We start from the raw sequence: 12,052 nt of genomic DNA, 5'->3' as shown, positions 1-12,052 counted from the left end.
GACCCTCGCAGTCAATGCCGAGGGCCCTTGTCGCTTGACTGATCCGACTCGCCGGTCGCCCGGACGAGTCGGTTGTCATCAGTTGCGGTTCTTGCTGGCTTCTACACCGGCCGTGTTATCCAGAAGGCTCTTGGTGGCCGTCTGCAGGAAACTTTCCAGCTTGCGCTTGAGCTCCTGCGTGTCGGGCGCATCAGGCACTTCTTCGGCATGCGGCTTGGCGCCAAGGGTGTAGGTTAACAACTTGGCAGGCATCTCGGTCGGCTCGATCAGGATACGGTTGCCGCTGATGATAGCGACCACCTGCTCACTGCCCGACGGCTTGATCACACCGAAGCCCTTGTCACCCTCAGGCAGGTTCAGCAGATCGCGGCCCCAGCACTGGTTGCGGTTCAGACCACCCAGACGTCCCATGATGGTCGGCACGACGTCGACCTGCGTCCCCACGATGCTGCTGCGCTGGCCGAACTTCTCCTGCACACCAGGGCCGATCAACAGCAGAGGCACGTTGAAACGGCCCAGGTCCATTTCGGTCAGTTGCTTGTCGTTACCGAAACCATGGTCGCCCAGCACTACGAACAGCGTGTTCTTGTAGTAAGGCTCTTTTTTGGCCTTCTCGAAGAACTGGCCCAGCGCCCAGTCGGCATAACGCATGGCGGTCAAATGCTCGTCCAGCGAGCCGTGCCCGGTGACGCGCTCGACCGGCAGAGGATCCGGCAGCGCATACGGCGTGTGGTTGGACAGGGTCTGCAGCAAGGCATAGAACGGCTTGCCGTCCTGACGGGCCTTGAGCTCCTGCGCGCCACGGTCGAACATGTCCTGGTCGGAAACACCCCAGGTCGGATCGGAGAACACCGGGTTGACGAAGTCTTCACGGCCGACGAAGTTGGTCATGCCCTGGTTGCTGAAGAAGCCCGACTGGTTGTCCCAGGCAAAGTTGCCGTTATAGACGTAGACGTCGTCGTAGTTGCGACCCGTGCTCAGCAATTGCGGAAGCCCCGACAGCTTGTGGCTGCCTTCCGGCGTCTGCATCAGGTACTCGAAGCCCGGCAGGTTCGGGAAGCACGCCATGGTGGCGAACATGCCCTGGTGGGTGTGGGTACCGTTGGAGAAAAAGTGATCGAACAACAGGCCTTCCTTGGACAACTTGTCGAAGTACGGCGTGATGTTGGCATCGTTGCCCAGGGCGCCCACCGAGTGACCGGCGAAGCTTTCCATCAGGATCACGACCACATTGCGGATCGGCAAGGTGTTCTCTGCCGGCGGCGTGAAGTCGCGACGCACAGCGGCAATATCCGGCTCGACCAGCTTGTCATTCGGGGTCAGCAGCATGTCGCGCACGGTCTGCTGAGCCTCGTTCTGTGGCAGCGTGGCTTTCCAGATATTGTCGCGATCTTCGGACATACGGCTCTTGGCCGCAGTGATCAACGTCAGTGTGCCGTTGAGGCCCAACTGGTTGGCGAAGTTGGAGTCAGTGGTGTAAGCGTCGCCCCAGCGCAGCGGCGGACCTTGACGCAGAGTGCCACGGATGCAGACCACCATGACCAGCAACACCAGCACGAACACACCGGCGCGCACATACCACGGCGCAATGGAACGAGTGGCCTCCGGGCTGGTTTTTGCAGCAACACGTGGACGGGTTGCACGGTCAATGCCCTTGAACACCAGACTCAGCAGCCAGGTCACCACGGCCCATGCCAGCAGGTAACGGACCACCGGGAAACCGTACCAGAGCATGCTCAGAACAGTCTTCGGGTCTTCCTTGACGTATTGAAACACCAGACCGTTCAGGCGCTGGTGAAACTCACGGTAGAAGTCCATTTCCATCAAGCCGAAGAACAGCGTAATGCTGCCAACCAGCGTCAGCCAGAAACGGAAGAACCCGCGTGCCGCCATGGCGCGTGCGCTGAACAGCGACAGCACCAGCGGAATGAGCAGGTACACGGTCAGGCGCAGGTCGAAGCGCGTGCCGTTGAACAGTGCTTCAAGGAACGTCGAGGCAGGCGTGTCGCCAATCATCTCGCGGTTGTAGACCAGCAGACCGATACGCAACAGCGTGTACATCACCATCAGGGCGAAGCCGCTGAGCAGGATGTACGCCAGATGCGATTTGACAGTGGGGTTTTGCAGGCGGGCTTGCCGATGAATCTGGGCGTCCGTTTTGGCCATGGTTGTCAGGATCCGGTGGATTCAGGGGTAGGTTCAGAGTGCGGCGCCGCCCTCCTCTTGAAGGAGACGGCGCGCGACAGGGCGCAGATATTACTTGATTGCGGGTCGCCAGGGGCCAGCTCGGCCGATGAAGACGCGTGCCTGTTCAGCTTCGCGCGCAATTTTGTGACAGAACGTGTGAAATTTCTGTCGCGAATTAAGCGCTTATAAAGCCTTACAGGCCACGCTCGAGAAAATCCGGCTCGAGGAGCCGGACCGACTCATCAGTCGTTGCTGGCCTTGCCTACGGCCTGCAGAACGTACTGTGGCAAGGCGAACGCACCGATGTGGACTTCCGGATTGTAATAACGCGTAACAATACCGCTGCCCGAGAAACGCTGACGCAGGGTTTCCAGCGGCAGTTTGCGATAGCTCTTGTTGGTTGAGCCCCAGGCGAAGGTCATTGCTCCGCCGATATAAGTAGGGATCGCAGCGTGATAGAAATGCCAGTCGGCAAACAGACCGTTCATGCGCCCGGCTGTGGTCTGCACGCCACTCAACTGCATGAAAGGCGTGCCATTCTGGGTGACCAGAATGCCGCCTTCATTGAGGCAGCGATGGCAGGCCTGATAAAAGTTTTCCGAGAACAGTACTTCACCCGGGCCGATCGGATCGGTGGAGTCGGAGATGATCACGTCGAACTTCTCTTCGGTGGTCGCGACGAAGCGCATGCCATCGTCGATGACCAGGTTCAGACGTGAATCGTCGAAGGCACCGCTGGAATGATTGGGCAGATATTCCTTGCACATCTCGACCACGGTCGCATCGATCTCGACCATGGTGATATGTTCGACGCTCATGTGCTTGGCGACTTCACGCAGCATGCCGCCGTCGCCACCGCCGATGATCAGCACACGCTTGGCTGCACCGTGCGCCAGAATCGGCACATGGGTGAGCATTTCGTGGTAGATGAATTCGTCCGCTTCGGTGGTCTGAATGACGCCGTCCAGCGCCATGACACGGCCCATGCGCGGGTTCTGGAAGATCACCAGGTGCTGGTGATCGGTACGTACTTCGTGAAGCATTTTTTCAATACGAAAGCGTTGGCCGTAGCCTTCGTATAACGTTTCCTGATAATCGCTCATGGGTAAGCTCCCGCTGGGTACTGATGACAGGACGGCCGACCGCCCACAACAAAGGCGCGCATTCTACGTCGAGGAACATGACAGGTCGAACCTCTATGCAGCTTAGCGTGTCACTGCCGCCGCGAATGCCCGGCGCATGAAACGAAAAACGCCTGATTACCCAGGGTAATCAAGCGTTGTTTGCCCAGCGTATGGACGTATCACATACGGACGTTGCCACGCGGCCCGAGGATTGCCCAGATGATCAGGCCCACCACAGGAAGCAGTACGATCAGCAATACCCAAAGGATTTTCTTGCCGGTCTCGGCACCGCTTTTCAAGACGTTGATGATGGCCCAGATATCGAGCGCCAGAATGATCAAGCCGACCAGGCCGTTGAAGCTAGAACCCATGGTGTTGCCCCTAAATTGAATGCTTACCCTCCTAGGATAGTCGCGCCGTTCGGGGGTTCCGTTGAACCAACCTTATATTCTCGGGCTCCCAGACGGGGTCGACTTTGTATTTCAGTCACCATTGCTTTCTCCCCCTTTACATAGGTAGCCCTATCAATGCCTACGCCCGCATCCTCCCGAACGCCCTGGGCGGCCTGGTTAAACCAGCTTCAGGGCAGCCCGCTGGTAAGCCTGGGCTTCGCCCTCGCCCTGCTGATCGTCGTCGGCCTGGGTGGCATCAGTCTTTACAACGCTTTCTATGGCACCAGTCAGGTCAACTTCAATCACGCCTTGCTGGGCGGTATCGCTGGTTTTCTGGCGACGGCGCTGGGCGCAGTGATGGCGGTTGCCCTGCGCAACGTCTCGCAACGCGTTCAGGACATCATGCTCGGGTTTGCCGCCGGGATGATGCTGGCGGCCAGCTCGTTCTCGCTGATTCTTCCGGGCCTGGAAGCCGCCCGGGACATTACCGACAGCGGGCCGTGGGCAGCTGCTACGGTTGTCGCCGGTCTGGGGCTGGGTGTGCTGCTGATGCTGGGGCTGGACAGGTTCACCCCGCACGAACATGAAAGCGTAGGCCGCCAGGGGCCTCATTCGGAGCGAATCAGCCGGGTCTGGCTGTTCGTGCTGGCGATCACCCTGCATAACCTGCCTGAGGGCATGGCGATTGGCGTCAGTTTCGCCAGCGGCGACATGAATGTCGGCCTGCCATTGACCACCGCCATCGCCATTCAGGACATTCCCGAAGGTCTGGCCATTGCGCTGGCCCTGCGTGCGACCGGCCTGTCGGCCTTCAAGGCGATGCTGGTAGCCATCGGTTCCGGCCTCATGGAGCCACTGGGCTCACTGGTGGGCCTGGGTATCTCCAGTGGCTTTGCCATCGCCTACCCGCTGAGCATGGGGCTGGCGGCAGGCGCGATGATCTTCGTGGTGTCCCATGAAGTCATCCCGGAAACCCACCGCAATGGCCATCAGACCTCGGCAACTCTGGGCCTGATGGGCGGGTTTGCGGTGATGATGTTTCTCGATACGGCGCTGGGTTAACCGCGCAGTGCTTGCAGTGCAGGTGCGGCATGGATGCCGGCCGATGCTGCCAGCTCGACTACGCGCGCTTCGTCACAACCGTATACCAGCACCGCTTGCAACTCGTCATCCAGTGGCTGGCTGAAGTTCATCAGCACATAGCCGCCCATCTCCTTGTTCATGCTGCTCAACTGAATCTGAATGCGATTGAGCGCAACCAGCGGCTCGACCTTGGCCAGCTGCTTGGGCTTGATGTTGAAGGTCACGTCCTTGCCAAACGACTGAACGATCTGCTCGAACAGGTCCATGTAGCTGTCGGCCTGGAACAGAACGGTTTCCGGCAGGCTGCCCACCACGACCCACTCGCCCAGCGGGATCGGGAATGTATCGTCGTAGTTGATATCAGGGTTGGCGGCCAGAAATGCCTGCGGATCGGCATACGCCTGCGCGGCTTCATCGGCGATATGCACGATTTCATCGTCGCCCATGCAGCCGGAGCTGACTTTGCTGATTAATTCGACCAGTGAGTCTTTCATGGGGGCGATCCTGATAGCGGGCAAAAAAAGAGGCGCGAAGGATAACGGTAACGACCTGCAATCGAAATGGCCTCGACCTGCAATATCGGGTTTTTCGACAGACATTAATTGAGTCTATCCGGCCCCCGCGAACCAGCATTGACTGTAAACGAACCCGAATCTATGCACTTCGACCTGCAATCGAGCGCAACCGGCCAAGATTAAATTGGACTGAAAAACCGACGATTTTGGCGTCCATCAAACGGTGGTTTTATCGATTCGACCAGGCAGCAGGAGGGTTTACGAACAGAAACGAGGCTCAAGTGCATTTTTTTATTAATCCCCGAAGCCCGTGTTCCGCAGCACAAGGCGGTTGGAGAACACCGCCTTGGCGAGACCTTGCATATGACGACGCAGCGCCCCAAGGGACGTGGATATGCGCGAAAACCGTGGCCGGCAACCCGACGCTGAGTGGTTTTGCCCATAACTGAGAAATACTGATGTTCAACGTTCACGCTCGCGCGACCATCAGTAATGTGGCTGTGCCAACGCCCCAATTCAGCCAGTATGACGCGTCGTCACGATCAAACGACTTCGCTGCATAAGTGCTCTGGAAGTCGTGGATTTAGGATTTAGTCAATCACATGCGCTTGGCCGTATCTCTCGATCCACTCGTGCATATTGGCATTTACTGAGTAGTTCTCTTCCCGGTGCTTGAATTTCAACCGGGTCTTAAAGTCAAGCTCCACCACGCCCTGTCCCGTCCAAGAGTCTACAATCGCTCCTTTCGGAAACTCATTAGTCGGGTGGATGACCACATAGTTGTGGCTTAACTTACGGTTGCTGTAGATGGTGAAATCTGAGATCCCTAGCTTATGGCGAAGGTGCAAGCCGATTTCCAGCGCCTGTATGTCACAATTGGAAAACCCTCTTCGCGGCACTTCCGTACGCAATCTGTGAGTTGCGTGGGCGTCATCTCAATCGCGCCACGCAAGTTCCCACTGTTGGTGCGATATATTTTCCGTTGCTGCAAATCTGCCAGATTCATCAGCGTTTCCGAAATATAAGTACGCTTCGCGCTGTCCGTGTACTGTTGCGCCCTCCTCACAGTCATTAGCGCATCCGCATCCGATTTTTCAGGTTTGTTCAAGCGGCCCATTGCCGTCTGATAACCTGTCGTGGACAACGTGGTTCTCTCGCTCACTTGCTCCACAAGATTGTTGACTGCCTGCCAGGTCGCTGACGAACTACCGGAAACTCTATTCATGCTGATTACACTCCGACGGTATGTTTCTAGTACGGAGCTTGGGTGGACTTTGGGCCGGATTCGGTTCCATGCGAACGTGGAGGACGCCAGAGCTTTATTTTGCGCAGATGAGCATTCCCGAACAGTTACAGATAGCGGTAAATCCATCGCGCCTCTATGTGTTCATGCCTTGCTGTCAGGACCGGGCTGGCTGCACGCCCATTCTGGTCAACTGCTCGATGGTGACGGTCGCGCCCATTGCCTGAGCGGCGCCCAGTGCAGTGATGCCCTTGGCATCGGTGGCATGCGGGTCCGCGCCCTGACTGATCAGGTAATCGACTATCTCGTTGCGATTGAACATCGCCGCCATCATCAGTGCGGTACGCCCATCAGCAGAGGCACCGTCTATATCCGCGCCCGCCTCGACCAGCAACCTGACCACTGCCAAATCGCCCTTGAACGCTGCGCCGGCGATGGGGCTCTGGCCGTTATCGTTGCGGATTTCAGGATCAGCCTTGTGGTTCAGCAGCACACGGACCGCATCCGCATGGCAGTGGTAGCTGGCCAGCATCAGCAGCGTATCGCCCTTGTGGTTGCGCAGATCTGCGGGCACGCCCTTTTCAAGCAGACGGTCCAGCATGACGGCATTTCCCTGGCGAGCCACATCGAATACCTGCTCGGCGAACTCGGCGGCTTCGTCTTCAGTCATGGTTTTCGAGGCGCTGATATCTGTATCGGTCATTAACTACTCCTTGGCGCACGTTACTCCGGACATATGTTGACCCGGCACTGATAAACACACTGACCTCAACTCTCGCCAGCTGTTCGATCAGCATCGATCCGGATGCGCAATGCCTGCTCTTGATCGCCAGAAGCTATGCAATCCCCCTTCTGCCCGATCCCTATCGTGCAAGAAACGGCAAAATGCAGGGCGCACGACGGGTGTTCATGCAAAATGCACGAAGCCTGAAAATAGAAAATATTTCAAGCTATTGATTTTAAAGGATTTAATTTAAGAGAAAGTCTGGCACAGACACTGCAATAGTACTTGCAAGCTTGTTATCCCATGAGCAATGGAGCCGCCTCACATGACTTTTATTCAAGAAAAATTCGCTTCCGTATTCTCCGACTACACCGTCACCACTCAGCCGCGTCCTGATGGTGGTGTTCTGTTGTCACTGCGTACCCAGGATGGTAAGCAGATCCGTCGCTCAGTCTCTTATGCTCAGTTGCACACTCCGGTTCAACTGGAATGGGTAATCAGCGCTATTCGCCGCGATCTGGCTGCACAAGCCAGCGAGCTGCCAGCTATCTCGATGCTGCAAAGCCAGCACCGTTTTGATCTGCCGACGTACCACACACGTTGATTTGCCCGCCACCCTGATGGGTGGCATCCGCTGTACGCTCTCTCATCCCTTGTTTACCGCGATTACACTTTGTTCTCGCGGCTTTTTTTTGCCTGCGTTTTCCTGGTCGGCTACCTGATCAGCCCCCGACAAAGTGCTTCGCCCACCGCCTGTGCCCTGTTGGCAACGCCCAGCTTGGAGTAGATGGTCTTGAGGTGATACTTCACCGTCGACTCCGACACGTCGCGGATCATCGAGATCTCCCAGGCCGTCTTTCCATCCCTGGCCCACTGCAACACTTCCAGCTCACGATGGGTCAGACCGCGTGAACAGAACTTTAGACCCCGCGCGACACTGTGCAGCACCGGCATGAGACTGCTCATGAGGTACTTTTGTTCAGCGCTGATGGGCCGCTCCACTTCGCCCAGGGTACACACCGATGTCACGCTGTCGGCACCACGACAATGATTGGTGTAGCCGTAGGAGATGGCCGGAAGCAGTTCACAGGTATCGACGAGCGCGTCATAAAAGGCTGATACCGGGTATTGCCTGAACGCATCCTGCCAGTTCAGGAAGCCCAGTTGATTGCGATAACAACGGATCACCGGGTCTTGCGTGATCAAATCGTGCTGGCGGTAGGCATCGCCCCAGGCATCGTCGACGTTGGACGTGATGAACGTCAGTAACACCGGGCCCTTGAACTGAAAGAACATCGCGCGCTCGCTGTTGCATTCGCGCCGTAACCATTCGAGTGCGTTTTCGATGGCGGCCTGCCCATCGAGCTCGGTAATCGTGCTCACCATCTGCTGTATCAATAAGTCCCTGGTTGCGCTTTCTGTCATGGCACTGCCCATCGCTGCCGCTCCTTCTTCGCCGGGAAATCGGTACAGGTGTTGACCGTGACCCCGTTGACGATGGCGCAGAACTTACACGAATAATCACGTTGAAAAACGGCGAACAGAACAAACAGATTCAACGTACTTTCGACCAGGCAATCGCTCACCAAAAAGCAGGAAATGCCTTACAAAATAAGTGTTTAAGCGTTGGACTTCGATGCAGCGGCATCAGGACGATGCCGCGCACAGCAGGCGGGAGTTTTCTAGAAAGAGGCTGGATCGATAAGCGCAAAACTGGCCACATACGTGTGCCCGGCAAGCGCCCCGCCATCACGCGCAAGACCACAGGTGGCCATGCCGGCGGCCTTTGCAGCATCGAGCTCTTCGACGATATCCGACAGGAACAGAATGTCCTCGGCAGGACAGTCCATTGCCTGCGCAATGGTCCGGTAGGACTGCGCTTCGCGCTTGGGGCCGGACGTCGTATCGAAGTAACCACTGAACAGGCCGGACAGATCGCCTGCCTCGGAACAGCCGAAAATCAATTGCTGAGCCTGAATCGAGCCCGAGGAATAAACGTAAAGCCGGTAACCCTGTTGATGCCAGTGCTTCAAGGCATCGACAGCATCCGGATAAACATGGCCCTTGAGCTGTCCGGCGTTGTAGCCCTGCTCCCAGACCATCCCCTGCAGAGCCTTGAGCGGCGTGGCCTTGCGATCTTCGGCGATCCATTCCAGCAATATTGCAATGACGCGCTCGACCTCAGCGTCAGGCTCACCGGCCTGGTCACGCACCGCCTGCAGCTGCTGCGCCACAGCCGGTTGCTCGGCATTTTCACGAACGAATGCGGGCAAGTGCTTTCTGGCGAACGGAAACAACACGTCGAAAACGAAACTCACTGCACTGGTGGTGCCTTCGACATCCGTGAGGATAGCTTTGATGGGCATCAGAATGGGGCTCCTGTCAGTCTTCAAGCCGCGGAAAACGGCCAGCAATGTCTTCACCGGTAAAGTTTGCTACCCAGCCTTCCGGATTATTGAACAGGCGGATGGCAACGAAGTGCGGGTTCTCGCCCATATCGAACCAGTGCCGCGTGCCGGCCGGTACGGAAATCAGATCGTTCTTTTCGCACAGCACGGCGTACACATAATCGTCGATGTGCAAGGTGAACAAGCCCCGCCCGGCGACGAAAAAGCGTACTTCGTCTTCGCCGTGGCGGTGCTCTTCAAGAAACTTGGCGCGCAATTCGGCTTTTTGCGGGTGATCGCTGTTGAGACTGATGACATCCACGGTGACATAACCGCGTTCGCTCATCAGCCTGTCAATCTGGGTGCGATAGGCGCTGATCACCTCTTCCTGACTGGCACCGGGAGTGATCGGCGTGGCGGCCTCCCAGCGGTCGAACGCCACGCCATGCTCGGCCAGCGTCGACGCGATGTCTTCCAGATGGGTCAGCACCTTGTTGGGTATATCAGGGCTTGAAACGTGATAAACGGACAGGCTGCTCATGCGTGAATCCTCGGTTTGGTGCAACGCCTTCCGGCTTTTACAGGCCGGTCAGGCTTACAGGCTGGTTTGGCAAGACGTTGTCAGCGGTTCAAGACCGCGCGCATTTTCAGTTCGCACTCGAACAGGAACTCGAACGCTTCGATCTGGCGCAAGGCATCGCTCATTTTTGCCCCCCAAGTGTAGAGACCATGACCGCGGATCAGGTAGCCGGCGCACTCGGGATGGGTGTCCAGCCAAGGCTGCACCTTTGCCGCGAGACGGGCAATGTCCTGATCGTTGTCGAAAATCGGCACCACGACCTGCGACTCATGAGTGACCACGCCGCTAAAGGCCTTTTGCAGCTCGTAATCCTCGAACACCAGATGATCGGCCGTGGTCAGCCTCGACAACACCGTCGCGTTCACCGAGTGGGTGTGCAGCACGGCACCGACCTGCGGCCTGCAGCTGTACAACTGGGTATGCAGCAAGGTTTCGGCAGACGGCTTTTTACCCGGCTCCAGGCTATTGCCAGCCAGATCGGTGGCCAGCACATCGTCAGGGCCCAACTGGCCCTTGTGCTTGCCGGATACGGTCAACAGCGCCTCGCTGGCAGAAAGGCGCGCGGAATAATTGCTGCTAGTGGCAGGCGACCAGCCTCGGCCATACAGAAAACGCCCGGCTTCGATGATCTCCAGGCTCAATTGTTCGCGGCTCATACACCTTCCTCTTTCTTGGGTGTGACAATCATGACGGCAGCGGCAAACGCTGCAAGGCTGGCAATGGCAAAGGTCCAGGTCGGCCCCAGCGCGTTCCAGCTGTAACCGGAATACAGAGCGCCTAACGCCCCGCCGACCCCGGACAAGGCGGCATAAAGCGCTTGCCCTTGACCTTGTTGACGCGGACCGAAGCTACTTTGCACGAAATGAATGGCAGCGGCGTGAAAGCTGCCGAACGTGGCGGCGTGCATCACTTGGGCAATCAGCAGTGCGGTGAGGTGATCGGCAAACAGGCCCAGCAGCAGCCAGCGCAATGCGGCCAGCAGGAAGCTGGCGAACAGTACCTGGCGCACGGTAAAGCGCTGCAGAATCCGGCTCATGACCATGAACATCAGCACTTCAGCCACCACGCCGACCGCCCATAGCACGCCGATCAGGCCGCGGCTGTAACCGAGTTCTTCGAGGTGAAGGGTCAAGAAGGTGTAATACGGGCCATGGCTGAGCACCATCAGCGCGACACTGAGGTAGAACGCCCATACACCGGGGCGCGCCAGTTGCCTGAGAAAACCGCCCGACCCGGCTTCGCGGCTCGACGGTGCGGGATGCGCATTCGGCACCCACCAGCTGCTGACAACGATACCGGACATGATCGCCAGCGCGATGTAGGGAAACAGGTCCAGGCTGAACCATTCGAATACCCGCCCCAGCACCACGACGGCCAGAATGAAACCGATCGAGCCCCACAGGCGGATCTGGCTGTAACGCGAGGTCTGGCCTTGCAGGTGTGCGAGGGTGATGACTTCGAACTGCGGCAGGACGGCGTGCCAGAAGAACGCATAGAGCGCCATGACCATCGCCAGCCAGGCATAGCTTTTTTCGACCAGGATCAGCGAAAACGCCAGCAACGTGCAGATGGCGCCAGACCGCACAATGGTCAGACGCCAACCGGTGTGATCACCCAGCCACCCCCAGAGATTGGGCGCGACGCAGCGCATCAGCATTGGAATGGCGACCAGCTCGCCGATCCGTGCGCTGGAAAAACCCAGATGATGCAGGTAAAGGGCCATGAAAGGCGCCGACAGGCCCAGCAAGGCGAAATAGCATACGTAGAACCCGGACAGCCGCCAGTAAGGCAGCTGTCCGCCGGCAGGTTGTGCCACG

At 57.7% G+C, this 12,052-nt stretch carries 12 protein-coding genes; 2 read left to right on the top strand and 10 right to left on the bottom strand.

All coding sequences use genetic code 11. The features are described 5' to 3' along the window. Positions 1-78: 78 nt before the first annotated feature. From V476_RS20470 to V476_RS20460, 3 genes are all read right to left on the bottom strand, one after another. Positions 79-2,166, bottom strand: coding sequence for an LTA synthase family protein (locus V476_RS20470; RefSeq protein ID WP_003415866.1), 2,088 nt, complete (start codon positions 2,164-2,166; stop codon positions 79-81). 263 nt (positions 2,167-2,429) lie between these two features. Next, on the bottom strand, positions 2,430-3,290 hold the full coding sequence (speE, locus tag V476_RS20465; RefSeq protein WP_003423476.1) for a polyamine aminopropyltransferase: 861 nt from the start codon (positions 3,288-3,290) through the stop codon (positions 2,430-2,432). Positions 3,291-3,490: 200 nt separating this feature from the next. Next, positions 3,491-3,682 (bottom strand): PLDc N-terminal domain-containing protein, encoded by a 192-nt coding sequence (locus V476_RS20460; protein ID WP_003315122.1) that lies wholly within the window; start codon positions 3,680-3,682, stop codon positions 3,491-3,493. A gap of 156 nt (positions 3,683-3,838) precedes the next feature. Here V476_RS20460 and V476_RS20455 point away from each other — a divergent pair, with 156 nt between their 5' ends. Next, positions 3,839-4,765, top strand: coding sequence for a ZIP family metal transporter (locus V476_RS20455; RefSeq protein WP_024959214.1), 927 nt, complete (start codon positions 3,839-3,841; stop codon positions 4,763-4,765). On the opposite strand, the gene V476_RS20450 is transcribed toward V476_RS20455, so the two are convergent. Both V476_RS20450 and V476_RS20440 read right to left on the bottom strand, forming a co-directional pair. Continuing rightward, on the bottom strand, positions 4,762-5,280 hold the full coding sequence (locus tag V476_RS20450; protein WP_004418424.1) for a hypothetical protein: 519 nt from the start codon (positions 5,278-5,280) through the stop codon (positions 4,762-4,764). The genes V476_RS20455 and V476_RS20450 overlap by 4 nt on opposite strands. 1,421 nt (positions 5,281-6,701) lie before the next feature. Beyond that, on the bottom strand, positions 6,702-7,247 hold the full coding sequence (locus V476_RS20440) for an ankyrin repeat domain-containing protein (RefSeq protein ID WP_024665201.1): 546 nt from the start codon (positions 7,245-7,247) through the stop codon (positions 6,702-6,704). Between the two features lie 346 nt (positions 7,248-7,593). Between V476_RS20440 and V476_RS20435 the strand changes: the two genes are divergently transcribed. Next, positions 7,594-7,872, top strand: a complete 279-nt coding sequence (locus V476_RS20435; protein ID WP_003315128.1) for a DUF3509 domain-containing protein — start codon at positions 7,594-7,596, stop codon at positions 7,870-7,872. A gap of 110 nt (positions 7,873-7,982) precedes the next feature. On the opposite strand, the gene V476_RS20430 is transcribed toward V476_RS20435, so the two are convergent. The 5 genes from V476_RS20430 to V476_RS20410 form a co-directional block, all read right to left on the bottom strand. Beyond that, positions 7,983-8,705, bottom strand: coding sequence for a helix-turn-helix transcriptional regulator (locus V476_RS20430; protein ID WP_004418428.1), 723 nt, complete (start codon positions 8,703-8,705; stop codon positions 7,983-7,985). 245 nt (positions 8,706-8,950) lie between these two features. Then, on the bottom strand, positions 8,951-9,634 hold the full coding sequence (gene mtnC, locus V476_RS20425; protein ID WP_024959213.1) for an acireductone synthase: 684 nt from the start codon (positions 9,632-9,634) through the stop codon (positions 8,951-8,953). Positions 9,635-9,650: 16 nt separating this feature from the next. Continuing rightward, entirely contained in the window at positions 9,651-10,196 is a 546-nt protein-coding gene (locus tag V476_RS20420) for a 1,2-dihydroxy-3-keto-5-methylthiopentene dioxygenase (protein WP_003423469.1), read from the bottom strand. 80 nt (positions 10,197-10,276) lie between these two features. Beyond that, the gene (locus tag V476_RS20415; RefSeq protein ID WP_003415859.1) at positions 10,277-10,891 is read right to left on the bottom strand and encodes a methylthioribulose 1-phosphate dehydratase; all 615 of its coding nucleotides are present in this window, start codon (positions 10,889-10,891) and stop codon (positions 10,277-10,279) included. Next, entirely contained in the window at positions 10,888-12,051 is a 1,164-nt protein-coding gene (locus V476_RS20410; RefSeq protein ID WP_003396396.1) for an MFS transporter, read from the bottom strand. The genes V476_RS20415 and V476_RS20410 overlap by 4 nt, the downstream gene beginning before the upstream one ends. Between the last annotated feature and the right edge of the window lies 1 nt (position 12,052).

This window comes from Pseudomonas syringae KCTC 12500 (genome assembly GCF_000507185.2).
GTDB lineage: Bacteria > Pseudomonadota > Gammaproteobacteria > Pseudomonadales > Pseudomonadaceae > Aquipseudomonas > Aquipseudomonas syringae.
This window is presented reverse-complemented; position numbering and strand designations above follow the sequence as displayed.

Bases quoted from the DNA above. Each gene is read 5' to 3' on its own strand.
- V476_RS20440 (WP_024665201.1), bottom strand. From the start codon at position 7,247: ATGACCGATACAGATATCAGCGCCTCGAAAACCATGACTGAAGACGAA.
- V476_RS20415 (WP_003415859.1), bottom strand. From the start codon at position 10,891: ATGAGCCGCGAACAATTGAGCCTGGAGATCATCGAAGCCGGGCGTTTT.
- mtnC (WP_024959213.1), bottom strand. From the start codon at position 9,634: ATGCCCATCAAAGCTATCCTCACGGATGTCGAAGGCACCACCAGTGCA.
- V476_RS20470 (WP_003415866.1), bottom strand. From the start codon at position 2,166: ATGGCCAAAACGGACGCCCAGATTCATCGGCAAGCCCGCCTGCAAAAC.
- V476_RS20435 (WP_003315128.1), top strand. From the start codon at position 7,594: ATGACTTTTATTCAAGAAAAATTCGCTTCCGTATTCTCCGACTACACC.
- V476_RS20450 (WP_004418424.1), bottom strand. From the start codon at position 5,280: ATGAAAGACTCACTGGTCGAATTAATCAGCAAAGTCAGCTCCGGCTGC.
- V476_RS20420 (WP_003423469.1), bottom strand. From the start codon at position 10,196: ATGAGCAGCCTGTCCGTTTATCACGTTTCAAGCCCTGATATACCCAAC.
- V476_RS20430 (WP_004418428.1), bottom strand. From the start codon at position 8,705: ATGGGCAGTGCCATGACAGAAAGCGCAACCAGGGACTTATTGATACAG.
- V476_RS20460 (WP_003315122.1), bottom strand. From the start codon at position 3,682: ATGGGTTCTAGCTTCAACGGCCTGGTCGGCTTGATCATTCTGGCGCTC.
- V476_RS20455 (WP_024959214.1), top strand. From the start codon at position 3,839: ATGCCTACGCCCGCATCCTCCCGAACGCCCTGGGCGGCCTGGTTAAAC.
- speE (WP_003423476.1), bottom strand. From the start codon at position 3,290: ATGAGCGATTATCAGGAAACGTTATACGAAGGCTACGGCCAACGCTTT.